This window comes from Methylobacillus methanolivorans (assembly GCF_044751345.1).
In the GTDB taxonomy this organism is placed as follows: domain Bacteria; phylum Pseudomonadota; class Gammaproteobacteria; order Burkholderiales; family Methylophilaceae; genus Methylobacillus; species Methylobacillus methanolivorans.
Genome location: NZ_JBIWXY010000001.1, coordinates 175,932 through 198,943, shown reverse-complemented (window position 1 = coordinate 198,943; position 23,012 = coordinate 175,932). Strand labels below are relative to the sequence as shown.

25 protein-coding genes are annotated in these 23,012 nt (G+C 51.8%); 4 read left to right on the top strand and 21 right to left on the bottom strand.

The genetic code is table 11. The features are described from left to right. Position 1: 1 nt before the first annotated feature. Complete coding sequence (locus ACIKP9_RS01030) at positions 2-511, bottom strand: sigma-70 family RNA polymerase sigma factor (RefSeq protein ID WP_400878122.1); 510 nt, start codon at positions 509-511, stop codon at positions 2-4. Positions 512-787: 276 nt separating this feature from the next. Here ACIKP9_RS01030 and ACIKP9_RS01025 point away from each other — a divergent pair, with 276 nt between their 5' ends. After that, entirely contained in the window at positions 788-1,966 is a 1,179-nt protein-coding gene (locus ACIKP9_RS01025) for a GGDEF domain-containing protein (RefSeq protein WP_400878119.1), read from the top strand. Here ACIKP9_RS01025 and ACIKP9_RS01020 read toward each other — a convergent pair. The 12 genes from ACIKP9_RS01020 to htpG form a co-directional block, all read right to left on the bottom strand. Then, positions 1,944-3,056, bottom strand: a complete 1,113-nt coding sequence (locus ACIKP9_RS01020) for an endonuclease/exonuclease/phosphatase family protein (protein ID WP_400878117.1) — start codon at positions 3,054-3,056, stop codon at positions 1,944-1,946. The genes ACIKP9_RS01025 and ACIKP9_RS01020 overlap by 23 nt on opposite strands. Positions 3,057-3,075: 19 nt before the next feature. Next, positions 3,076-3,480: a hypothetical protein gene (locus ACIKP9_RS01015; RefSeq protein ID WP_400878114.1), complete on the bottom strand. Its 405-nt coding sequence runs from the start codon at positions 3,478-3,480 to the stop codon at positions 3,076-3,078. Positions 3,481-3,545: 65 nt separating this feature from the next. Beyond that, positions 3,546-3,878, bottom strand: a complete 333-nt coding sequence (locus tag ACIKP9_RS01010) for a DMT family transporter (RefSeq protein ID WP_400878111.1) — start codon at positions 3,876-3,878, stop codon at positions 3,546-3,548. 2 nt (positions 3,879-3,880) lie between these two features. After that, positions 3,881-4,252: a glyoxalase superfamily protein gene (locus ACIKP9_RS01005; protein ID WP_400878108.1), complete on the bottom strand. Its 372-nt coding sequence runs from the start codon at positions 4,250-4,252 to the stop codon at positions 3,881-3,883. A gap of 13 nt (positions 4,253-4,265) precedes the next feature. Then, positions 4,266-4,829, bottom strand: a complete 564-nt coding sequence (locus ACIKP9_RS01000) for an RBBP9/YdeN family alpha/beta hydrolase (RefSeq protein ID WP_400878105.1) — start codon at positions 4,827-4,829, stop codon at positions 4,266-4,268. An 83-nt stretch (positions 4,830-4,912) separates the two neighbouring features. Continuing rightward, positions 4,913-5,593 (bottom strand): DUF4197 domain-containing protein, encoded by a 681-nt coding sequence (locus tag ACIKP9_RS00995; RefSeq protein ID WP_400881820.1) that lies wholly within the window; start codon positions 5,591-5,593, stop codon positions 4,913-4,915. A gap of 89 nt (positions 5,594-5,682) precedes the next feature. Next, positions 5,683-8,160 (bottom strand): glycogen/starch/alpha-glucan phosphorylase, encoded by a 2,478-nt coding sequence (locus ACIKP9_RS00990; protein ID WP_400878102.1) that lies wholly within the window; start codon positions 8,158-8,160, stop codon positions 5,683-5,685. Between the two features lie 327 nt (positions 8,161-8,487). Continuing rightward, entirely contained in the window at positions 8,488-8,913 is a 426-nt protein-coding gene (locus tag ACIKP9_RS00985) for an ExbD/TolR family protein (protein ID WP_230346789.1), read from the bottom strand. Next, entirely contained in the window at positions 8,910-9,659 is a 750-nt protein-coding gene (locus tag ACIKP9_RS00980; protein ID WP_400878098.1) for a MotA/TolQ/ExbB proton channel family protein, read from the bottom strand. The genes ACIKP9_RS00985 and ACIKP9_RS00980 overlap by 4 nt, the downstream gene beginning before the upstream one ends. A gap of 50 nt (positions 9,660-9,709) precedes the next feature. Beyond that, positions 9,710-10,480, bottom strand: a complete 771-nt coding sequence (locus ACIKP9_RS00975) for an energy transducer TonB (RefSeq protein ID WP_400878095.1) — start codon at positions 10,478-10,480, stop codon at positions 9,710-9,712. 505 nt (positions 10,481-10,985) lie between these two features. After that, a complete protein-coding gene (gene rpsD / locus ACIKP9_RS00970) occupies positions 10,986-11,603 on the bottom strand; it encodes a 30S ribosomal protein S4 (protein WP_309564805.1) in 618 nt (205 codons plus the stop codon). A gap of 248 nt (positions 11,604-11,851) precedes the next feature. Next, positions 11,852-13,738 (bottom strand): molecular chaperone HtpG, encoded by a 1,887-nt coding sequence (gene htpG / locus ACIKP9_RS00965; RefSeq protein ID WP_400878090.1) that lies wholly within the window; start codon positions 13,736-13,738, stop codon positions 11,852-11,854. A 182-nt stretch (positions 13,739-13,920) separates the two neighbouring features. On the opposite strand from htpG, the gene ACIKP9_RS00960 reads away from it, so the two are divergent. Then, a complete protein-coding gene (locus ACIKP9_RS00960; protein ID WP_400878088.1) occupies positions 13,921-16,338 on the top strand; it encodes a TonB-dependent receptor in 2,418 nt (805 codons plus the stop codon). A gap of 114 nt (positions 16,339-16,452) precedes the next feature. Next, positions 16,453-16,716 (top strand): hypothetical protein, encoded by a 264-nt coding sequence (locus tag ACIKP9_RS00955; RefSeq protein WP_230346783.1) that lies wholly within the window; start codon positions 16,453-16,455, stop codon positions 16,714-16,716. Between the two features lie 9 nt (positions 16,717-16,725). Here ACIKP9_RS00955 and ACIKP9_RS00950 read toward each other — a convergent pair whose 3' ends face one another. The 5 genes from ACIKP9_RS00950 to recO are packed head-to-tail and all read right to left on the bottom strand — an operon-like array spanning position 16,726 to position 20,307. After that, positions 16,726-17,526, bottom strand: a complete 801-nt coding sequence (locus tag ACIKP9_RS00950; RefSeq protein WP_400878085.1) for a tRNA threonylcarbamoyladenosine dehydratase — start codon at positions 17,524-17,526, stop codon at positions 16,726-16,728. After that, positions 17,516-18,451, bottom strand: a complete 936-nt coding sequence (locus ACIKP9_RS00945; RefSeq protein WP_400878083.1) for a surface-adhesin E family protein — start codon at positions 18,449-18,451, stop codon at positions 17,516-17,518. The genes ACIKP9_RS00950 and ACIKP9_RS00945 overlap by 11 nt, the downstream gene beginning before the upstream one ends. A 3-nt stretch (positions 18,452-18,454) precedes the next feature. Continuing rightward, positions 18,455-18,835, bottom strand: a complete 381-nt coding sequence (gene acpS, locus ACIKP9_RS00940; RefSeq protein WP_400878080.1) for a holo-ACP synthase — start codon at positions 18,833-18,835, stop codon at positions 18,455-18,457. Between the two features lie 18 nt (positions 18,836-18,853). After that, a complete protein-coding gene (locus ACIKP9_RS00935; RefSeq protein ID WP_400881818.1) occupies positions 18,854-19,579 on the bottom strand; it encodes a pyridoxine 5'-phosphate synthase in 726 nt (241 codons plus the stop codon). Continuing rightward, on the bottom strand, positions 19,573-20,307 hold the full coding sequence (gene recO, locus ACIKP9_RS00930; RefSeq protein ID WP_230346779.1) for a DNA repair protein RecO: 735 nt from the start codon (positions 20,305-20,307) through the stop codon (positions 19,573-19,575). The genes ACIKP9_RS00935 and recO overlap by 7 nt, the downstream gene beginning before the upstream one ends. 115 nt (positions 20,308-20,422) lie before the next feature. On the opposite strand from recO, the gene pagP reads away from it, so the two are divergent. Then, positions 20,423-20,977 carry a lipid IV(A) palmitoyltransferase PagP gene (gene pagP / locus ACIKP9_RS00925; protein ID WP_400878077.1) on the top strand — a complete coding sequence of 185 codons (555 nt, stop codon included), beginning with the start codon at positions 20,423-20,425 and terminating at the stop codon, positions 20,975-20,977. Here pagP and era read toward each other — a convergent pair. The 3 genes from era to ACIKP9_RS00910 all read right to left on the bottom strand — a co-directional run bounded on the left by era (position 20,974) and on the right by ACIKP9_RS00910 (position 22,991). Beyond that, positions 20,974-21,864 carry a GTPase Era gene (gene era, locus ACIKP9_RS00920; protein WP_400878074.1) on the bottom strand — a complete coding sequence of 297 codons (891 nt, stop codon included), beginning with the start codon at positions 21,862-21,864 and terminating at the stop codon, positions 20,974-20,976. The two genes, pagP and era, sit on opposite strands and share 4 nt — an antisense overlap. After that, positions 21,861-22,544: a ribonuclease III gene (gene rnc, locus ACIKP9_RS00915; RefSeq protein ID WP_400881816.1), complete on the bottom strand. Its 684-nt coding sequence runs from the start codon at positions 22,542-22,544 to the stop codon at positions 21,861-21,863. Before rnc ends, era begins: the two co-directional genes overlap by 4 nt. An 81-nt stretch (positions 22,545-22,625) precedes the next feature. Then, positions 22,626-22,991, bottom strand: a complete 366-nt coding sequence (locus ACIKP9_RS00910) for a DUF4845 domain-containing protein (protein WP_400878071.1) — start codon at positions 22,989-22,991, stop codon at positions 22,626-22,628. Positions 22,992-23,012: the final 21 nt, after the last annotated feature.

The following is a 23,012-nucleotide window of genomic DNA, read 5'->3' as shown; positions in this document are numbered from 1 at the left end:
TCTACTCTTCAAGCAAGACCATGCATTGCAGCATGGCCCTGGCCACATAGTTGCCCACGGTACGTGTGCTTACGCCAAGCTGGTTGGCAATCTCAGCATAGCTGAGACCCTCAAGTTGCAAAAGCAAAAAGGCCGTACGCACTTTGGTTGGCAAGCCATCCAGCATGATGTCGAGCTTGATCAAGATATCCAATACCATGGCACGCGCTTCAGGAGACGCCACCTCTACAGGTGCAAACTGCGCCAGTGCCTCTAGGTAGGCACGCTCAAGATCACGCCGCCGCAATTGATCGACCATGAGACCATGGGCCACGCGACTCAAATAAGCGCGTGGCTCTTGCAAGACTGGCAGATCAGCTTTAAGGAGGAGGCTAAGGAAGGTATCTTGCGTTAAATCGGCAGCACCCTGTCGACAGCCAAGCTTTTTGTTAATCCACGCCCGCAACCAAGCATGATGCTCCTGGTAGAGCAACTGGATCACGCCTTGCTTGAAGAGATGATCTTGGGACATGGGCATGCAGATTCATTCAGGTATATTTTCATTGCAATATCAATGCCAATATTCAACCTATTGATATTAATTGATAAATTTTTCACACGCCAAGCAAATTAGCTATATACAACCACCATGATGGTTGTATATAGCCACCACTTTCTATGCCGATTATGTCACTGTCACGACTCAGTGCAAAACCATGCAAAACGATGCCCACATCGGCCCAATACCAAGATTTTTCAGGGATAAGTCGTTATAATCACTCACTCCAATAGGCCTCCGCCCACAGACATGCTGCAGCTTGATGTCAAAACCATTTACTTCCTCGTTGGCCTATTTGCCACAACGACGGGACTCGTGCTGTTTGCTCTCAGCACCACAGGGCGTTTTGATCGCTGGCTTAAATATTGGGGCATCAGCAATATTGCTACGGGTAGCGGGATTCTCCTGCTGACGTTCCGTGACATCATTCCAGATTTCTACAGCATTGTACTGGCCAATATGCTGGCCATCATTGGCTATTACCTGCTGATGGCGACTACTCAACGCTTGTATCACCGTCGACGCATTGCGGTAAAGCCGCACTTGCTGTTTCTTGGCATACTCACCGTGCTGTTCATCCTGATGCGGGATGCCGATAGTTACTATGCAGAAAGAACCGTACTCACCGCGCTCACCTGTGGTTTCTACGCCTACTGTGTTGCCAAAAGCACCTTGCGTATTGCCAGGAAAGAAGACATCACTTCTGCCTATCTTGTCTCAGGTATTTTCACCGTAGCAACTGTCGTCTTTGCGATGCGTGCTATCGCCGGCCTAACGCATCATTTGGGAGGAGACTCTGTCTTTGCGTCTGGCGGGGTCAATATGTGGACTATCTTGCTCGCTGCGATCATTGGTCCACTGTGGAACATGTCCATGCTGTTAATGATCATGGAACGCATCAACCGTAACTGGATAGGCCGTGCCTTACGTGACCCATTGACCTCGGCTCTTAACCGAGAAGGCCTGAAAGCTGCGATTGAGAACAACTCGATGCGTCGCCAGTCCGACGCGCACCCGGTCACAGCACTACTATTAGTTGATATTGACCACTTCAAGCAAGTCAACGATAAATTAGGACACGCATTTGGCGATCAGTTGCTGTGCACGTTTGCCGATATTGTGCATCACCAATTACGCAGCTCAGACCTCTTTGCGCGCCAAGGTGGTGATGAATTTGTGATCATCCTGCCTGCAAGCGGGGAAAAAGAGGCTCAGGATGTAGCGGAGCGTTTGCAAAACTCTTTTGCCCATGCCACTGAAAAATTAAAACAAGATGGCTTGTCGATTACCCTGAGCATTGGTATTGCAGTAGCGGCTAGCGATCAAATCGCGCACTCATTGAATAGCCTGATGGAGCAAGCCGATTCGGCACTCTATCAATCCAAGCACCATGGGCGTAACCGCATCACATCGGCCCAAGCGGCTTAATGCCTGCTGCAACCTCAAAACCAGCCTGCTCGGCTTTTTCAACGCCCTCCTCTACCTTTTCCTCGGCTTCTTCCTGGTCATCAGGCGATGCTGATTCTGGTGTGTGAACAAACTCCAGGTGACGTTCCAACTGCAGATGAGTAAATACCGGGAAGTGATCCGAGCCAATATGCGGCAAGCGCTGCATTTTTACCAAGCCAAAATCAGTGCTATGGAAGATATGATCCAATGCCCAACGCAGGAAAGGGTAATCCGCGTGATAAGTGTTGATGTGATGACGCCCCTTGCGCGGATCGAGCAAGCCACTTACGCGCTGGAAAAGACGCGTGGTACGCGACCAGGCCACGTCATTCAGATCGCCCATCACGATTACGCTATCCTCCGTATCACCAACCTCACGCCCCACAAGCAATAGCTCAGCATCCCGCAAAGTGGAATCAGGTGCCTCGGTCGGGCTAGGCGGCTCGGGATGCAGGCAGTGCAGCCTGACTGGCGCACCACAAGGCAATATCACCGTCGCATGAATTGAGGGAATTTCCGGGCTCAGCAAAAACTTCACCTCGGAGTTGCGCAAGGGCAAACGGCTATAAAGATGCATACCATAGAGATTATCCAGCGGTACCCGCACCACGTGAGGATATTCACGCTCAATCGCAGTCATGGCCTGCTCCCATATGCGGTCTGACTCCAGCGTCAGCAGTACATCAGGTTTGAGTAGCCTGACTTGCTCAATCAGCTTGAAATGCTGGTTATTCGTCATCAGCACATTGGCGACTATCATGGACAATTGTTTGTCTAGTCGATAATGCCGGGGATCAATCATCTTGACCTCATCAGGCCAAAGATGGGTATAAGGGATCACCATGCGCAACTGGTGCCACAAGGCCAGCAATAACGCTGCCAATACGCCCCAGCGTAATGGCGACCATGGCGCTTCTATCAGCAGCAAGGCCAGCAGCGCAAGCAAGCCAAGGGTAATGATTTGCAAGCGTGGAAAATCAAGGCCGCGAAACCACCACTCATTGCGACGCACCAAAGAGCCGAGCGTCAGCAACACGGTCAATGCCGATAGGCTATAAGCCAATATCATGGGAGCAGTGCCTCAGTGACTACATCTGCGGTGGCAAATGCCAGATCCAGGCCGCCACGGCTAGCAGTGCCACGACTAGCACCATGGTCATTCTGGATAACCGGCCAACACGGCGGCGACTATCTTCTAGGTTGGCAACGAGTTGTTCATGCTGATCAGCCAAGGTTTTCAATAATTTGGAAGACTCCACCATCTGGGTTTGTAGTTTGGCTAGCTGCATTTCCAGCGACTGTATACGGGCCTCCCTGTCATTAACATTATCCAGCTCGCTGTAAGGTACATCATAGGCCTTGGGTTGCTGATATTCCTGCTTGCCAGAGACAGCGTGCCAGAATTTTCTCGCCCCATCTGCAATCTCCGGGGCCTTACGAATCACTTCAATCCAGGGAACCACCTTTAATACCGTCAGCCATGGTGCAGCCACTATTGTTTCCTTTCGTGTTGGAGGGTACATACCCTGAGTACGCAGTCAGATGCTGCGTATTGATTTCAATGACCAGTCGTCCCGGAAAATAATTGCATCACCACAACGCCAGTGATGATCAATGCCATGCCAATAACGGCTGGCAAATCTGGCTTTTGCCCATACAACACCAGTGCGATTAAGGTCACCAATACGATGCCCAACCCCGACCAAATCGCGTAGGCAATGCCAACCGGAATGCTGCGCAAGGTCAGCGCCAAGAAGTAGAATGCCAAGCCATAGCCAACCACGACCACCACACTGGGCAGCCATTGACTAAAGCCATCACTGGCCTTGAGAGCCGAAGTAGCGATCACCTCGGCAACGATGGCGATCGCCAGGTAGATCCAGTGCTGCATATTCATGACTCTGTCACGGTCACAAAATTCAGCCGGTTGCCATCTGGGTCCACCATCAGCATATTGCGCACACTGGGGCCCAGATCATTGCCCGGCGGTTCAGTCACATGCAAGCCCTGTTGCAGAAACTCAAGATGCACTGCATCGACATCATCCACGTAGAAATGTACCAATGCGCCAAAGGCACAATCACCAGTATGCTCAGTGAGGAATACCTGCATGTCATCACGCGCAATCGCGGCAAAAAAGGGTAAGCCTGGCTCGAACTGGTGAGTCCATAACTCATGAAAACCAAGTTTTTCATAAAAGGGTTTGCTCAGTGCATAGGAAGCCACGCGCACTGCAGGCACGACTTGCTGGGTGACTTTCTTCATGTTCCCTCCTCGCTCATGTAGCTTGCTCGCGCATGCGTATCATCACATCATAAAGTGCAGGAAACTCGGTAAAACCATCCTGCGCCATGAAATGCCCACCACGCTCAAACAACTCCCAATCTGCATCCAGTTTCTCGGCCAAGCGTAATGAATAAGGGTAAGGCACGATGTGATCATCCTGAGCCGCCATGACGATGCGCTGTGGCACTAAGCGGATCAGATTTTCTGCATCCAGTGGCGCTGCATTGAATGGATCGAGCGCTGGTAGAAAGCTTAATGGTTCGGCAAAGCCGGATACCAGCGCCATACCAGCTACGGCTTGCTGTTGTTCCTGGAGATAGCGCAACAAAGTAATGCAACCCAGACTGTGACCAATCAAGTAAGTCTGGCTATCCAGCTTGATATTGGCACACAGACAATCAAGCCAGGCACCAATATCAGGGTGGTCCGGTGCTGATAATGCCAACACCTGCACCTCAAAACCCTGCTGCTCTAATGTACGCTTGATCCAGGGAAACCAATGACTTTGCACTGAAGCCTGGTAACCATGGATGATATAGACGCGGTGCGCTTGCATGCTGTTCCCCACATACTGAATATGTGGTTAGAACAATTGACAGGCTTTAGTTCGCAACGATTGCTCAGCGCACAATAAAAAAGCTATTTCACTGCCCCAAACACCTTCTTGAGCAAACTGCTTGCCTGGCCCATTGGGTCCTTGCGAATGGCCTTTTCCTCCTCAGCCATCATCAGGTAAACACCATCCAGTGTTTTTTGTGTCACATATTGCTCAAGGTTAGCCTGATCCTTGCCCACCAAGCCATATTTACTGCCCATCTCAGCAAAGCGGTTATATTGCTTTGCGAGGTCTACATCTTGAGTGGCCTTTTTTACGATAGGCAGAAACTTATCTGCCATAGGGCCAGAGGTAGTCTTGCGAAAATATTGCGTAGCAGAGTCTTGCCCGCCCGTCAGGATATCCTTGGCGTCCTGCACGCTCATCTGCTTGACGGAATTAACCAGCAAGGCCTTGGCCTCAGGTACCGCAGCCTCTGCTGCCTGATTCATTTTAACCACCAACTCATCCGCCTGCTTGCCCATACCAAACATGCGCATGGCTTTTTCCGCTTTTTGCATCGACTCAGGCAAAGGGATCTTCACCTGCGGATTATTGAGAAAGCCGCCCGCCTGACCCAATTGACTGACAGCTCGCTCAGCGCCTTGGGTCAGTGCCTGCTTCAGGCCTTGGCTAGCGTCAGCATTGCTAATATTGCTCAAATCGAGCGCAACGGCATGACAGGAAAACGCAATAAACGATAAAGCAGTGACAAAATGGCGCATAGCCCCTCCGGCAGTATTGAGGTAGAAGCTCATTCTACCTCTATTGGCGGGCAATGCGCACAGGACGACTACCAAGTGCCTTCAAGACTTTACTCTGCGGGTTTGACGTTCCAGATATTTTCCGCATACTCACCAATAGTGCGGTCACTGGAAAACTTGCCAATGCGCGCCACATTAAGGATGGCTTTACGGCTCCATTCCTCCTCATTTTTGTAGAGCTGGCCAACCGCATCCTGGGTTTCGATGTAGCTGGCATAATCTGCCAACAAAAGATATTGGTCACCTTTGCCCAGTAAAGTATCGCCTATTGCTTGATAACGATCCGGCTCATCGACGGAGAAGAAGCCATTGGTGATCATATCCACCGCCTGCTTCAACTCGGCATTGCCATGGTAATAATCCCAAGGGTTGTAATTGTTAGCCTTGACCTCGGCCACCTGCTCCGTCGTCAGGCCAAAAATAAAGATATTCTCTTCGCCCACTTCTTCGCGTATTTCCACATTCGCGCCATCCAGCGTGCCTATGGTCAAGGCACCATTCAGCGCCATCTTCATGTTGCCGGTGCCTGAAGCCTCGGTCCCGGCGGTAGAAATCTGCTCTGACAAATCACTGCCGGGGAACAATAGCTCAGCAGCCGATACTTCGTAATTGGGATAGAACACCACCTTCAGCTTATCGCCTACGGCTGGGTCCTCATTGACGATGGAAGCAACATCGTTAATCAAGCGGATGATCAGCTTGGCAAGCCAGTAGCCAGGCGCTGCCTTGCCGCCAAAAATCACAGCTCGCGGCGTGACATCCTTGGCCTGCCCGCTACGAATGCGGTTATACAAGGTAATAATATGAAGTACATTGAGAAGCTGACGCTTGTATTCATGAATGCGCTTGATTTGTATGTCAAACAAGGCCTTGGGATTAAGCTTTACCCCGGTCACATGCTCAATACGCTTGGCAAGCCGCTGTTTGTTGGCATGCTTGACCGCACGAAACGCCTTGCGAAAATCGGCATCCTCTGCCAATGGCTCCAATGCGCGCAGCTTATCCAGATCATGATGAAAATCCTTGCCAATCACGCTTTCCAGCAAGTGAGTCAGGCCCGGGTTGCACTGATTAAGCCAACGACGCGGGGTAATACCATTGGTGATATTAATGAATCGACCAGGGAAGATGCGGTTGAAATCAGCAAACAGCGTAGATCGCAGCAATTCGCTATGCAATGCTGCCACCCCGTTTACGGTATGACTGCCAACCACGGCGAGATGTGCCATGCGCACCCTGCGACCATGCTCCTCGTCAATAATGGAAACTCGCGTCAGTAAATCTGTCTCGCCCGGGAACTTGTGGTTCACCATCTGCAGGAACTCGTGGTTGATACGATAGATAATGCCGAGGTGGCGCGGCAGCAGCTTGCCAAACATCTCTACCGGCCAGGTTTCCAGCGCCTCTGGCATGAGCGTATGGTTGGTATAGGCAAATACTTTTTCGCTGATTTTCCAGGCCTTTTCCCAACTGAGGTGATGCACGTCTACCAATTGGTACATCAACTCAGCGACAGCAATGGCGGGATGGGTGTCATTGAGCTGGATCGCCACCTTGTCCGGCAAGACACTCCAATCATCATGCTTGGAAAGGAAGCGGCGCAAGATATCCTGCACCGAAGCCGAGACAAAGAAATACTGTTGCTTGAGGCGCAACTCCTTACCCAGCACAGAAGTGTCATTAGGATATAGCACCTTCGAGATATTCTCGTAGGCATTGCGCTCCTCGACAGCCTTCTCGTAATTACCATCATTAAAATGTGCCAGGTCAAACTCACGCGCCGCCTTGGCAGACCACAAGCGCAAGGTATTCACGGTTTCCGTGTCGTAGCCAGGCACCGGCATGTCATAGGCAATCGCCAGCACGCTTTCGGCATCGACCCAATGGTATTCCGTACCCTTGGCAGTCGGGAACTCCACCACCTTGCCGTAGAAACGCACCGGATATTGGCTTTCAGGACGCTGGAACTCCCAGAGATTGCCATATCGCAACCAGTTATCGGGGTTTTCCACCTGCTGCCCCTGGCTGATCGACTGGCGGAACATGCCATATTCATAGCGAATGCCGTAACCTGTCCCGGGAATATCCATGCTCGCCATGGAATCCAAGAAACACGCCGCCAATCGTCCCAGACCACCATTGCCTAGCGCAGCATCATTCTCCAACTCCACAACATCTTCCAGCTTGTGACCCAAGGCCTTCAAGCCTTCCTGCACTTCGCCTTCAATGCCCAGATTCAGTGCAGCGTTTTGCATCATGCGCCCCAGCAAGAACTCCAGCGAAAGGTAATACACCCGTTTCGGATCCTGAGCATTGTATGCCTCGGCAGTTTTCACCCAGCGCTCAACCACGTGGTCGCGCACGGTGTATCCCGTTGCCACATACCAATCGCGTGGCGTGGAGGCTTCACTGGTCTTGAATGCAGAAAAAATCAGGTGATTCTGCAACGCCTGGGCTATGGGGGTTTTCTCGGTGGTAATCACAGGCGAGGAGGCTTTGGGCTTCTTGGATTCTTTTGCAGCAGTCATTGGCGTCTTTCCGTGTGAGTTTACAAAATGCCACCCGTTGGCTTGAGTGCAGCAGCACATAATGAATGGCCAACATGAAATTCATGCGAAGCTTGATGTTACTGTTTAACAGCGAGCAAAAATCAGGCCATTGCGGGAACAATAGGTCGGACAGATTCCAAATCTGCCTCGATCACCACAGGTGAACTCTTTTACAAGACTACATGAGCAACAAAAAGTTGAACAGCGAACGTAAAAACATTGAAGGAAGTAAAAAAACCGATGGGAACAGCAGAAACGCGAAAGGCCGGTTTCCCGGCCTTATGTGTGCTATCAATGCAAGATTGATTATTTTGGTGTGGGGTCGCTGACGAAGCCCAGTTTTTGCACGCCAGCATTTTGGGCGTAGGCCATGACTTCTGCCAGCACCTGGTAACGAGTTTCCTTGTCGGCACGAATATGCAACTCTGGCTGTGGCTCTTTATTCGCTACTTCATGCAGTTTTGCATTCAGCTCTTCCAGCGTGACGGTTTGGTCATTCCAATACATCGTGCCTGCTGGATCAATCGCCACATCAATAATATCCGGCTTTTCCGGCGATGGTTGGCTGGTTGCTTGCGGCAAATCAATCTTGACGGCATGCGTCAACAAAGGCGCAGTAATGATAAAAATCACCAGCAATACCAACATCACGTCTACCAGCGGCGTGGTGTTGATCTCGGACATGGGGCGGCTATTGCCCTCCCCACCACCGATGCCACCACCAGCCATCATGCTGTCACCTCTTTCAGCTTGGCACCTGTGCGCACCGCAGCTGCACCAGCAGTCGTCTTGCTGCTAGGGTTAAGAGGAGCACCAGTGGTCAGCAGGATATGCAAGTCATTGGCAAAGCCTTCTACTTCACCAAGAATCAGGCGGTTACGACGTACCAGCGCGTTATAGGCCAATACCGCAGGGATCGCCACAGCCAAACCCAGCGCTGTCATGATCAGTGCCTCGCCCACCGGGCCGGCCACCTTGTCCAGGGTCGCTTGGCCACTTTGGCTGATGCTGGCCAAAGCGTGGTAAATACCCCACACCGTACCAAACAAACCAACAAATGGTGCCACGCTACCTACCGATGCCAACATGGTCAGGCCATAATCCATGCGTTCGCTTTCGGTGGAAATCTGGCGACGCATGGCACGAGCGATAAACTCATCCTTGTTGCAAGCTTCTTCCACATTGTGTGCTACATGCGACTGGTGGTGCTCTGCCGCATCTATTGCCTGGTTAGCTACGCGAGAGACAATGGTTTCACCGCTGTTGTGGCGCAAGGCAGATTCGATTGAAGGTGCTTGCCAGAAATGGTTGCTGTACTCACGGTTAGCGCTGCGTATAGTCAAGGCCTGGTAAAACTTGGTCACCATGAGATACCAGCTTGCCACCGACATGAACACCAGCACAACTGCAACCAGGATGGAAACTGGCCCACCGTCCAGAATAAAATCCAAGCTGTTAAATTCGTATGCATTTTCCATATTGCATTAATCCTATATGTGTAAAAGTATGACTAACCTGGTTAAATTTGCTAATCCGAGATGGAGAACCTGACCGGAGCAATCACGGACACCTTCATCGGCTTGTTGTTACGCTTATACGGGTTGAACCTGGATTTCTTGGTGGCTTCAAGCGCTGCCTTATCCAGGCGCTCCGAACCACTGCTAGATTCGATCTGTATAGATTCAGGTACACCGGACTCTGAAATCAGGATGCGTAACATCACCACCCCTTGCTCACCAAGCCTTCTGGACATCGCAGGGTATACCGGCATCTCTTGATGCAGATAGGAAACGCCACTGATCGCAATTTCAGGAATCGGCTGATCCTTAGGCTCAGGCGGCTTGACTTGCTCTATCTTCTCAGCCACTACTGGCTTGTCTTGAACAGGAGCTTGCGAAGGCGCTTGTTTCATCTCCTGAGGCTGAGGCTCTGAAACCTCCTGCTTCACTTCCTTCACCTCTTCGACGGGCTTAGGCGCCTCGATCGGTACCGGCTTATCCACTACTTTGGGCTTAGGCTTGGGTTTAGGTTTTGGCTCAGGTGGTTTAGGCTTTGGCTGCGGCTCAGGTTCGGTAATTGCCACCTCAGGCACAGGTTCCGGGCTTTTCACCAAGCTCACCATGATAGGTGGCGCTGCATCTTCCTGATGAGGCTCCCTGGTAGATACAGCAATAAGACCTGCAAATACGGCTGCATGGATCACGACAGTCGCAATCAGCGCCTTGGCAGAAAAATCTTGTTGATCTTGTTCGCGGGAAACCCGTTTTGGAATCAAACTACGAATTAGTTTTTGACTCAATTGCCCCTCAACATATTGCTCTCTTGAAAGGCGTGCTAGTGAAAGCTCAATGGACATTTTTGATGTGGGTAGTAAATTGACTATGGGATTTGTTGGCACTCAATATTGCTAATCGGGTGGCCGCTTCCTGGATCATCTCAGCAAGCGAGTTAAACGCATGATCCTCCAGGCGCAAACTCAAGGCTCCAACTTCAACTTCTGCAACATGACATTCCTCACAGTACACAACCCTGCACCCGTCACTACCAGCAAGCACTACACGCCTACAATTGTTCGCTGTCTTCATTTCTATCCCGCTCTATGTCTGGGTTGCAGTCAATGACGCAAGGCTACCCTTGCAAGAGCGAAAAATGATAACTATTCTCATATGTATAGTCAAGAATAATACGCATTCTAGCAGCTAATTGAGCGCGATTCTTATTATTTCCCGCATCTACATTGCGACCAATTGCCGCAGAAAACAAAAAAGGCCGCTGATTAGCGGCCTTTTCAATTTCGTCAAAAATTACAGACGGTTTGCGTAGTATTCAACAACCTGCTGAACATCAACAGGGAATGGAACATCTTCCGCTGCTGGCAAGTGAGCAACCTTGGCTTGTTGTGCTTGCTCTGCCCAAGTGATCCACTCTGGGCGAATCAATGGTGGGTTAGCCAATGTTTCTACCACGATTGGCAGCTTGGTGCTGCTGGCCTTCAGGGAAATCTCATCACCCACGCGCAGGCGGATAGATGGAATGTTCACTGACTTGCCATTCAGCAATACGTGACGGTGGGAAACCAGTTGGCGTGCAGCGGCGATTGTTGGAGCAAAACCAGCGCGGAACACGACATTGTCCAGACGACGTTCCAGCAATTGCAGCAGTGTTTCGCCAGTAGGGGACTTGCCTTTACGTGCATCAACCACCAGGCGACGCAGTTGCTTTTCGGACAGGCCGTAGTTGAAACGCAGCTTTTGCTTTTCTTGCAGCTTAACACCGAAGTCGGACTTCTTGCGACGGGTGTTCTTGGCACCGTGTTGACCTGGAGGGGTTGGACGTGCCTCGATGGTCTTGCGGGACAAGCCAGGCAGATCAATACCAAGTGCGCGCATTACTTTAAGACGTGGGCCGGTGAATCTAGACATTCTTTAAAACTCCTTAATAATTGGATTGATCAGGCTGACCTGACAAATAGCTTCCTGCATCCTGACTTTATTCAGAATGGATAGCTCGACGCTATCACCACACCAGCATGGGTATGGCATACCTGCACATTACAAACTCCGCGCATAGCAAACGCTTTTTACGCGAAGCCGCGGATTATACAATAAAAAACCGCCACTGACCAAGCATCAATGACGGTTTTCAATCTACTCCGCTTTTTAGCTACAGCTTAGGCCAGCATGGCATTGACCCTGCGTACAAAAGCCGCTGGGTCTTCCAGTTGACCACCCTCGGCGAGCAAGGCCTGATCAAACAGCAGATGGGCCCAATCGGCAAACTTCGCATCATCATTCACAGCCTTCAAGCGCTGCACAATGCTGTGATCAGGATTGATCTCAAGCACAGGCTTATTACCTGGCGTTTTCTGTCCTGCGGCTTTGAGCAGGCGCTCCAAGTTGCCAGAAAGATCATGCTCGCCCGCCACCAAGCAAGCCGGGGAGTCAGTCAGGCGATGCGTCACACGCACTTCTTTCACGCTTTCGCCCAAACTAGCCTGGATACGCTCAACCAAGGACTTATATTCATCCTCAGTCTTCTTTTGCTGTTCTTTCTCGGCTTCGTCTTCCAGCTTGCCTAGATCCAGATCGCCCTTGGCTACAGATTGCAGCTTCTTACCCTCGAACTCGGTCAAGCTACCGAGCAACCATTCATCAACCCGGTCAGACAGCAGCAGCACCTCGATACCCTTCTTGCGGAAAATTTCCAGGTGCGGGCTATGCTGGGCGGCAGCGAATGTGTCGGCAGTAATGTAATAGATAGCCTCCTGGCCTTCCTTCATCCGGCCAATGTAATCCTTGAAAGACACCAGCTGTTCGTCGGTATCAGCGTGTGTGCTGGCAAAGCGCAACAGGCCGGCAATGCGCTCCTTGTTGGCAAAATCTTCACCTGGGCCTTCCTTCAGCACACGGCCAAACTCGTTCCAAAACTTGGCGTATTCTTCGGGCTTGTTTTCTGCAATATCTTCCAGCAGGCCTAATACACGCTTGACGGAACCGGTCTTGATCGCATCAATGTCTTTGGAGTGTTGCAGGATTTCACGCGAGACATTCAATGGCAAGTCAGCGCTATCAATCACGCCACGCACAAAGCGCAGGTATTGCGGCATGAGTTGCTCGGCATCATCCATGATGAAGACACGCTTCACGTACAGCTTGATGCCATGCTGGCGCTCGCGGTCATAGAGGTCAAATGGTGCCTTGGATGGGATATACAGCAGGGAAATATACTCCTGCTTGCCTTCCACGCGGTTGTGCGCCCAAGTCAGTGGATTCTCAAAATCGTGCGAGACATGCTTGTAGAACTCCTGGTATTCCTCCTCAGAAATATCGCTCTTGCTGCGCGCCCACAAAGCAGAGGCCTTGTTCACGGTCTCGTCTTCATCGGTAGGCACCTGCTCGCCATCTTTCCACTCAGACTTCTTCATGATGATGGGCAGGGTGATATGGTCAGAGTACTTGCGGATGATGGACTTGAGTTTCCAGTCATTGAGAAACTCATCTTCCCCTTCGCGTAAATGCAGGACGATATCGGTACCGCGGCTAGCCTTATCCGCAGCTTCCAAGGTGTAATCACCTTCCCCGGCAGATTCCCAACGCACGGCTTCGCTGCTGCCCGCACGGCGCGTCGTCAATGTCACTTTGTTGGCTAGGATGAAGGCAGAATAAAAGCCCACACCAAATTGACCAATCAGATTAGCGTCCTTGGCTTGGTCGCCAGTGAGAGACTGGAAGAATTCCTTGGTGCCAGACTTGGCGATGGTACCGATATTGCGAATGACCTCTTCACGGCTCATGCCGATGCCGTTATCAGAAATAGTGACAGTGCGTGCATCCTTGTCGAAGCTCACCCGAATCTTGAGCTCGCTATCATTCTCATAAAGGCTGTTATTGGCTAATGCCTCGAAGCGCAGCTTATCTGCGGCATCGCTAGCATTGGAGATCAGTTCACGCAGCACAATTTCCTTGTTGCTGTAGAGCGAATGAATCATCAGTTGCAGCAGTTGCTTGACTTCGGCCTGGAAGCCCAGGGTTTCTTTTTGTAGCGTCTCTGTGGACATTGCTTAACTCCCGTGATGCGGTTGAATGACAATGTTGGCTATATAGGGACGGTCGGAGAAATTTCAAGCGCCACAATTCAAGTGTGGTCATTTGGATATAAAATGTTCGATTAATTATAAAAAAATATACAAATCCATACTCAAATCAGTGGTGGCCACACCACACAAGGGGAACACCTGTTTTGAAATATACCCGCCTGGGCAGCAGTATGATTGCCCTGTTCACGACATGCAGTATCAGCCACGCCAATGATCAATTGCCTTCACCTCAGGAAATCGCCAGCGATGCTGCATTAGAAACAACTCACGTCACGGCCAGGCGGCGCCTGGAAAAGGAACAAGACGTTCCTGCTGCAATATCCGTGGTTAGCGGTGAACAACTGGAAGCAAACAGGATCTACCAATTACAAGACCTGCCGCAACTGCTGCCCAACCTCACAGTGCAATTCCAGCATCCGCGCCAATCCAGCATTGCAATCCGTGGCATTGGCAGCAACCCTGCCAATGAAGGGCTGGAAGGCAGCGCTGGGCTTTATATTGATAATGTGTTCCTCGGGCGGCCTGGACTGGCGGTATTTGACTTGCTGGACATAGAGCAAGCCGATCTATTACGTGGCCCGCAAGGTACCTTATTTGGCAAGAACACCACTGCTGGCGTACTCAATATCACCACGCGCAAACCCGTCTTCAAGTCGGAAAATAGCGCTGAGGCAAGCTTGGGTTCGCGTGACTATACGCAATATAAGGCCATGGTGAACCAGGCGATTAACGATGTTGCCGCCTTCCGTATTGCGGCTTACAAAACGCACGATGACGGCTGGGTGAAGAATACCTACGACGGCAAGAACCTGAACGAGATCAACCGCACCGGCGTACGCGGCCAACTGCTGCTCAAGCCCAGTGATGCCTTTAACCTGCGTGTGATTGCCGAGCATCATGAAGAAGACTCCAGCACTGGTAGCCTAGTCCCCTACAGCTATGCGCCATGGACACCCAACCCCACATCGCTCACCGTCATTGGCATTCATCCAGTTACATTACAACCCATTTTTGGCCCAGACTACTCACATAGCACTCCGGCTGGCACCGCCAACTCGAATGCCACCAATGCGCTCACCCAAGCCAATAACCTCGGGGCAAGCAACCGCGATTACAACCCCAAGGATTACAAGGTAACGCTGAATAGTCGTCAACGCGTGCGCACCAAACAGGATGCCTTATCTGCTGAGGCAAATTGGGATATCAATGGCTATACGCTGACGTCAATTACCGCCTGGCGTCGCTGGGGATTCAAGCCCAACAACGACATGGACCGCACAGACTTAGATGCCATCACTGGTGGGGCGAATGTAGAACACAAGCAGTATTCACAGGAGGTCAGACTGGCCTCTCCCTTGAGCGATACTTTCGATTATGTTCTTGGCGGCTTTTACTATTATCAAGATTTGGCTAACCACGAAACCTATACCACCGGGCCAGCGGCACTGGCGTTAAGCACCATTTACCCCAACAACTCGAAGCTCACGGGAACAGGCTACGCCAAGACCAACAGCTATGCGCTATTTGGCCAAGGTACCTGGCACCTCACGGATCGCTTCGATTTAACTGGTGGATTACGTTATACCTTGGAAAATAAAAAGGCCAGGGTGATTCAAGATGGCGTGAGCCCTGCACTACCTCCGCTTCTATCAAACCCTCTGGTTGAGTTCTACGATACCGGCGTACAAAACCAAACTGACGAGAGCATTTCCACCCTCTTAACTGGCAGCTACTGGATCAAGGAGCATATCCTCGGTTACGCCACACTTTCTTCCAGCGAAAAATCCGGCGGCTTCAATATCAATGGTGTCGCCTCCCCTGGCTCTGTGTTAGGTACCCAGGCGTTGAACATTGACCCTGAAAAGGCAAAAAACCTGGAATTTGGCATCAAGTCCAGCTGGCTAGATCAGCGCTTGATTGCCAATACTAGCGTGTTCCTCACCAAGGTCAGGGATTACCAGGCCGCCACCAATACCGCCATCAACAACAGTTATACCGGCCTGCTCACCAATGTCGGCGATATCACCAGCAAAGGCCTTGAACTGGATATGCGCGGGCAAGTCAACTCACACCTGACAGTAAATTTCAACGGTGCTTACACAGATGCACGCTTTGATCGCGGCACCGCGCCTACCCCTGCGGAAGAATTCAACGGCCCAGGAGGCACGGCAGAGAGCGGCTACGGTAAAGGGCTCAGGAGCATCGCTGGCAATCGCGTCAATGGTGCCTCACGCTGGGCTTTCAGCAGCGGAGCGCAATGGCGCTGGAACCCGGCAGACAATGTCGAGCATTACACCTCGGCCCAATATAGCTGGCGCTCTGAAACCTATGCCGACATCAACAACTCCCGTTACTCGAAAATTGCAGGCTATGGCATCCTCAATCTCAGCAGCGGTATCCGCATGCAGCATGGACGCCATCAATGGGATGTATCGATCTGGGCGCGCAATCTTCTGGACAAGCGCTATTTCCTGAGCCTGACCAACACGGGCAGCAATGCTTACATGGGCTCCGCCGGGCAACCTCGCACCCTGGGGGTAACGCTGCGCTACGACTTTTAAACCTGAATAAAGAAATGAATACGCCACCAAGCCTTGATGGCAGGTGGCTGATTTTTTGTGTAAATCGGGATATTTCGGGCTACACTATACCCTACTCGTGCAAAGGGGATAACGATGGCAAAAATCACAGTCAACAAGCTAGAAGAGCATGCTTTTGAAGTGGCGATTGAGGCACAATCCAGCACGACACATCGTGTGACAGTAGCGCCAGACTATGCCAACAAGCTCAGCCTGGGACGCTTTGATCATGAAGAGTTGATCCGGCGCTCTTTCGAGTTCTTGCTAGAGCGTGAATCCAATACCAGCATCTTGCGCAGCTTCGACCTATCCGTCATCTCGCGCTATTTCCCTGAATACGAACACACCATTACACAATAAAACAGCTCACTATCGGGCCAGTAATTTCAGTACCTCTGCAGCCGCAGTCATTCCGCAAGGAGCTGTCACGGCGACAGATGAGCCATAGCCAGCACAATTCAACCCCGTGATACCGCCCGTATCAGCGCTGCAACTCGCGTCTGGCTGTTGAATCGGCTCATCGGAATAGATGCAGGCAATACCAAACTTTTGCAGTTTTCTTTTGCTGCCCGGTTTATTGCCATCCAAACCCTTAGGAAAACCGTGATCACGACGCAACTGATTACGTACCTTGGCCAGCAACCTGTCGCCATGCACTTCTGCCAAATCAGCTACCCGTATGCGTGTCGGATCGACACGTCCTCCAGCTCCACCTGCCATCACTAGTGGGATATTGTGCTGTCGGCACCAGGCTGCCAACGCGACCTTGGCACGCGCATCGTCAATAGCATCGAGCACCGCATCCAATGGTCTATTGAGTAAGGCATCCAAATTATCTGGCGTGATAAAGTCCTCCACCTCGCGTACTTCGGCCAGCGGGTTGATCATACGCACGCGTTGCGCCATAGCTGTTACCTTGGCCAAGCCAAATGTGCCTTCGACAGCATGCAACTGACGATTGACGTTGGATTCGGCAATATTATCAAGGTCAACCAGGGTCAAGCTGCCCACGGCACTACGCGCCAAAGCCTCCACCGCCCACGAACCCACGCCGCCCATACCGATGACAGCAACATGCGCACGCTGAAAATGCTGCAAGGCCACCTCACCATACAAACGACGCACGCCACCAAAGCGGCGCTCCCAATCCATATCCAGACTATTGCTCATTGGGTGATGCCTCACAGCCAGCCGTCCGAATTTCCCGCTGGTATTGATCAAGCCCATGGATAGCACAATGATTCTTGTCGACGTCATCTGCGATGCGGGCAAGCTGATCTAGGTATTGTTGCATGGTGTCGCAATACAAGGCATGGGCATCAATATCACCCTGCACGCGCCGCTCCAGCGCCTGCAAGTCATTGAGCGTACCCTTGCAGGCATCTTCCTGGAATGGATTACGCGCAGGCTTGATAGCCGGGCTGCAAATTGCCTTGGCAAGCTGTTGTGCCGTAGCTGACTTACTCACAGGCGCAACAGGAGGTGGTTTGTCGAACAAGGTCTCAGCGCGGCCATCACGCACTTTCTGCGCTTGCAGTATGCGGAATGTCCCTTCGCCACAATTGAATTGCAGAGTACTCAGGGTTTGCTCATTTTTATTGAAAGGCTTGACGCGAGTATTCACCGTGAAGACCTGGCCAGGCAGGGTCTGCAAAGAAGCCCGATCCAGTGCCACCTCCCCGGTATTGCTGTTGCTCACGACCTCCCATCGTGGCTGGGAAGTAACGGTGGATTGCGAGGCAGGAGCCACACAATAACGCTGCTGCAATTGGTCAGGCAATGACCCAGGACTGATAGGCTCTTCCGCACGGGGGGCATCAAACTTGACCACCGGCTTGCCATCCTTGAGCTGGAATCCTTGCAGGTAACTAAACCGCTTGGCCTTGCAATCAAGCTGCATGGTCGTGACCCAGACACTGCCATCAGCCTGCTCAACCTTGGTTTGCACGATCAATTTATGCTCTGCAGCCTGTCGAACAACACTAGCCTGGTCAACATAATGCTTGCCAACAGCACTTTCACCCGCCAGCTCCCACTGCTCGGCACTCATTGCAAAGCCTGCGACCAGCAGGCAGGTCCACCAAACGCTACGCATCGCTCAAGCTTTTTCCAATACCACGAACGCCGCCGCCAGGGCTTTTTCATCACTAATGGAAAGATGCAGGTGGCCCACGCCCTTTTCCACCAGCCATTGCTGCAATGCTGGCGCAAGCTGGAACTCTGGCTTACCTAGATCATCATGCCCGATACCGATATTCTCAAAGCTGGCAGCCCCTCTGATGCCTGTGCCAAGCGCCTTGGCAAAAGCTTCCTTGGCAGCAAAGCGCTTGGCAAGAAACCTGGCCTTGACGCGGCTGGCTTCATATTCCTGCCATTCGGCATTGTTGAGAATGCGCTGTGCAAATGCGTCGCCAAAGCGGCTAAGTGACTCCTCGATGCGCACCACTTCGACGATGTCGGTGCCTATGCCATAAATCATGCTGAAATCTTGCCCTGCTCAGTTGGCCTTCTGCACGATCAAGGCCTTCATCTCGCGCACGGCATATTCCCACCCCACAAACAAAGCGTGTGCCACGATGGCATGGCCGATATTCAGTTCTTCTATCCCCGGGATACCCACAATTTCATGGACGTTATGGATATTGAGGCCGTGCCCGGCATTAACGGTCAGGCCCAACGCCAGCCCGTGATCCACTGCCATGCGGATGCGCTGCAATTCGGCATGCTTATCGCTATCGGTCTTGGCATCGGCAAATGCGCCGGTATGAATCTCGATCACAGGCGCGCCAGCCGCCTTGGCTGCCTCAACCTGCTCCAGATCCGGCCCGATAAACAAGGAAACGCGAATGCCCGCATCTGCCAGCGTCTTGCATGCCGCCTTAATCGCCCCTAGATTGCCAACCACATCCAGGCCACCTTCAGTCGTACGTTCCTCACGACGCTCCGGCACCAGGCAAACATCCTGTGGCTTAACCTGTAAGGCGATGCCGACCATTTCGTCAGTGACTGCCATTTCCAGGTTCATCTTGGTTTGCAGCAATGGGCGCAAGGCAAACACGTCAGCATCCTGAATATGGCGCCTGTCTTCGCGCAAATGGATGGTAATACTGTCGGCACCTGCCTCTTCAGCACGTAACGCGGCTTGCACCACGCTGGGATATTGAGTGCCACGCGCTTGGCGCAAGGTAGCTACATGATCGATATTGACGCCTAGTTTCATAATGCCTGCAAATCCATGAGTAATTGTCGGGTATGTAAGGGCTTTTCACCCAGGTAATGTGCCAGCAAGGTGCGCATCAACTGCTTGCTCTGCTGCTGGGTCAATACATCGCTATAGTCGTCTTGTGCCATCGCAAGCAATGTCTTACCGGATAATTGTACGCCATTTGCCTGGGCTGCATGCTGGCTGATAGGCAATGCACCATGTTCAGCCCAATAGGCATAAACCTGCTCTGCTTCTATCGCCTCGCCCTCAGCATCTTGTTGCAACGGTACGGCATATCCCATCTCCTGCAACATCTTGAGCTCGAAGCGTCGCAAGGTGGTTGCAGGTGGCACCTGGTCCTGCGCCAGGATACGCAACGTCTGGCTATAGTAATCAAACAGGGCATCGTGCCCATCTTCGCGCGGCAACAAACGTAGCAGTAATTCATTGAGGTAAAAGCCACACATCAAGGCTTCGCCACGCAACAAAAGTAGCCCTGCACCCCACTCCATGCTGTGCAAGTTTTTGAGCTCGGCCTTGCCTGACCAGGTTGCCTGCAAAGGCTGAAAGGCCTGCAACATGCCGCGCATTGCCGAACGCGGACGCCGTGCACCCTTGGCAACCGCAGCCACGCGACCAAACTCACGGCTGAACAACTCGACAACCAGGCTGGTTTCCTTGAAGGGATAGGTATGCAGCACATATACGGGCTGGTTGTCTTGGCGATGGGTGGGGCTGAGTGCCATGCAAGCAAAAAGAAAGAAGAACCAGCGGGCATTCTATCTCAGGCATCCCTATTATTGAGAAACCTTTTATTCGCTGATGCTGTCCTTCTACTATCACGCATCAAACACACTATTCATGAACATCAAGCACAGCACCCTCACATTCGGCACCGCCCTGCTCTTGCCACTGGCTACCTCAGCCGCCTGCGACACGGATTACGCCTGGATAGACAAGTCATGCAACCACGTCAGCGATATCTGGAATAGCGGCAAGCAGGATCTCTATCTTCCGCTATGGACCCACCACCTGCGATTTGCCTATGATCAGGACAAAATCGACTCGTTCCGTGAGTTCACTTGGGGCTTGGGCTATGGTCGCAGCCGCTACAATGCGGCGGGCAACTGGGAAGGCATCTACCTGATGGCGTTCTCTGATTCGCACAGCAATGTGCAGCCCATGCTGGGGTATGGACACCAATGGATGACGGGGCCCACCTCTGGTCTACATGCAGGGATTGGCTATACCGCGTTCCTGACTTCGCGTGCAGACATCTACAAAAACTTCCCCATCCCCGGCATATTGCCAATTGCCTCAGTCAATTATAGGCAATACTCATTGAATACCAGCTATGTGCCGGGTGGCCGGGGAAATGGCAATATCCTGTTTTTCTGGTCTAGGCTGGGTTTCTAATATCCCAACGATTTCAAGGCGCGCTCGTCGTCTGCCCAGCCACCCTTGACCTTTACCCAGGTTTCCAGCCAGACCTTGCCACCGAAAAGCTTTTCCATATCCTGGCGCGCTTCGGTGGAAATGCGCTTGAGCTTCTCGCCTCCCTTGCCAATCAACATCGGCTTCTGGCTTTCCTTATCGACAATGATGGCAGCGTGAATACGGCGCAGATTGCCTTCCTGCTCAAACTTCTCGATTTCCACCGCAACCGAATACGGCACTTCATCGCCTAGTAAACGGAAAATCTTCTCGCGCAGCATTTCAGCAGCCAAGAAACGTTCATTACGATCCGTGAGCTCATCGTCACCATAAATCGCCGGTTGTTCTGGCAAATGCTCGCGCACAGCAGAGAGCAACTCATCGAGATAAAGATTTTTCTTGGCACTTACCGGGATAATGCCGGTGAATGGGAACTCCAGATCAAAATCCTGGATCAAGGGCAACAAGTTGCCCTTATCACCCATCAGGTCGGCCTTATTGACGACCAAGAACACCGGCTGGTTTTTCGGCAGCAATGCCAACACCTTACGATCAGCCTCACCCAGATGCATAGGCTCGATCACGAATAGCACCACATCAACATCACTGAGCACCTGGGTAACAGTGCGGTTCAGGCTACGATTGAGCGCATTGATGTGCTTTTGCTGAAAACCTGGCGTATCGACAAACAGGTATTGCGTATCTTCTGTGGTATGAATGCCAAGCACACGATGGCGCGTGGTTTGTGCCTTACGCGATGTAATGCTCAGCTTGAGGCCAAGGATATGATTGAGCAATGTGGACTTGCCCACATTGGGGCGACCAACGATAGCAACGGTGCCACAACGAAACGTATTGGTTGATGTCATTTCTTTCCTTTGTCGAGCAATTGCTCGTAAACTGCCTGGGCAGCTTGTTGTTCAGCCGCACGGCGACTAGAGCCTTTGCCTTCAGCAGTCATCTGTAACTTGGCAATATGGCAACTCACGCGAAATGTCTGGCAATGCGCCTCGCCTTCAGTTGCCAACACATGATATTCAGGCAGGTCAATTTTGCGCCCTTGCAGGAATTCCTGCAGCAGCGACTTGGCATCCTTGCCGATCGACTTGGGGTCTATATTTTCCAGGCGCGGGAGGAACAGGCGCTGTACCAGTGCCTCGGCAGCAGGATAGCCTCCATCAAGAAACACCGCGCCGATAATAGCCTCCATCGCATCAGCCAGTACCGAGGGACGACGCCAGCCACCACTTTTAAGTTCCCCTTCGCCCAGGCGTAAGCATTCCCCTATATTAAGGCTGATTGCAATCTCACTCAGGGTTTGTTCCTTGACCAATTGCGCACGCAAGCGGCTGAGATCGCCTTCGGGCAATTTGGGGAACCGCTGGAACAGTTGATGTGCCACCAGGAAATTCAGCACGCCGTCCCCGAGAAACTCCAGTCGCTCGTTATTGTTACCTGAATGGCTACGATGCGTCAGCGCCTGCGTCAGCAGGTTTTTATCCTGGAACTCATAGGCAAGCTGGCGTAGCAGGTTATTCAAGCTATACAGACTCAAAACAAGGCCTTACTATGGAGTAGCGTAGAAAATGAACAGGCCATGCTACATGCACGGCCCAGGCGACAATGGCAATCAACGGGCATTGTCGGTAGAAGCTTCGAAATCTAGTAAAACGCTGATATTGGAAAACAAGGGCACGACTACCTGGTAATCAACAGACAGTGCTGTTTTGCCATTCTCATCGCGCAGAAAGCTAAGATCCTTGGCATCCACACTGCGAATATCGTCTATGGTCGCACTCTTTTGGAAAGCGCTGATCATGTCCGCCTTGCTCATGCTGGAAAACGCCGGATCATGCGCAATACGGCTGATTGCCTTCTTGACAGCAAAATACTCGATATAAGAAGGCGTAAGCTTCATCGCCAGCATCGCGAAAAATACGCCGACTGCAATCACAATCACCAGGCTCAAGAAGGTCAGGCCTTGCTGCTTTTTCATGCTGGCTCTCCGTTTATTTGA

Coding starts and splice junctions, on each gene's coding strand:
- ACIKP9_RS01000 (WP_400878105.1), bottom strand. CDS start 4,829: ATGCAAGCGCACCGCGTCTATATCATCCATGGTTACCAGGCTTCAGTG.
- ACIKP9_RS00980 (WP_400878098.1), bottom strand. CDS start 9,659: ATGGAAAATGCATACGAATTTAACAGCTTGGATTTTATTCTGGACGGT.
- ACIKP9_RS00990 (WP_400878102.1), bottom strand. CDS start 8,160: ATGACTGCTGCAAAAGAATCCAAGAAGCCCAAAGCCTCCTCGCCTGTG.
- ACIKP9_RS01030 (WP_400878122.1), bottom strand. CDS start 511: ATGTCCCAAGATCATCTCTTCAAGCAAGGCGTGATCCAGTTGCTCTAC.
- ACIKP9_RS00955 (WP_230346783.1), top strand. CDS start 16,453: ATGGCAAAAATCACAGTCAACAAGCTAGAAGAGCATGCTTTTGAAGTG.
- ACIKP9_RS00950 (WP_400878085.1), bottom strand. CDS start 17,526: ATGAGCAATAGTCTGGATATGGATTGGGAGCGCCGCTTTGGTGGCGTG.
- ACIKP9_RS01010 (WP_400878111.1), bottom strand. CDS start 3,878: ATGCAGCACTGGATCTACCTGGCGATCGCCATCGTTGCCGAGGTGATC.
- ACIKP9_RS00995 (WP_400881820.1), bottom strand. CDS start 5,593: ATGCGCCATTTTGTCACTGCTTTATCGTTTATTGCGTTTTCCTGTCAT.
- ACIKP9_RS00945 (WP_400878083.1), bottom strand. CDS start 18,451: ATGCGTAGCGTTTGGTGGACCTGCCTGCTGGTCGCAGGCTTTGCAATG.
- ACIKP9_RS00910 (WP_400878071.1), bottom strand. CDS start 22,991: ATGAAAAAGCAGCAAGGCCTGACCTTCTTGAGCCTGGTGATTGTGATT.
- rpsD (WP_309564805.1), bottom strand. CDS start 11,603: ATGTCTAGATTCACCGGCCCACGTCTTAAAGTAATGCGCGCACTTGGT.
- acpS (WP_400878080.1), bottom strand. CDS start 18,835: ATGATTTATGGCATAGGCACCGACATCGTCGAAGTGGTGCGCATCGAG.
- pagP (WP_400878077.1), top strand. CDS start 20,423: ATGAACATCAAGCACAGCACCCTCACATTCGGCACCGCCCTGCTCTTG.
- ACIKP9_RS00985 (WP_230346789.1), bottom strand. CDS start 8,913: ATGATGGCTGGTGGTGGCATCGGTGGTGGGGAGGGCAATAGCCGCCCC.
- htpG (WP_400878090.1), bottom strand. CDS start 13,738: ATGTCCACAGAGACGCTACAAAAAGAAACCCTGGGCTTCCAGGCCGAA.
- ACIKP9_RS01025 (WP_400878119.1), top strand. CDS start 788: ATGCTGCAGCTTGATGTCAAAACCATTTACTTCCTCGTTGGCCTATTT.
- era (WP_400878074.1), bottom strand. CDS start 21,864: ATGACATCAACCAATACGTTTCGTTGTGGCACCGTTGCTATCGTTGGT.
- recO (WP_230346779.1), bottom strand. CDS start 20,307: ATGGCACTCAGCCCCACCCATCGCCAAGACAACCAGCCCGTATATGTG.
- ACIKP9_RS01005 (WP_400878108.1), bottom strand. CDS start 4,252: ATGAAGAAAGTCACCCAGCAAGTCGTGCCTGCAGTGCGCGTGGCTTCC.
- ACIKP9_RS01020 (WP_400878117.1), bottom strand. CDS start 3,056: ATGATATTGGCTTATAGCCTATCGGCATTGACCGTGTTGCTGACGCTC.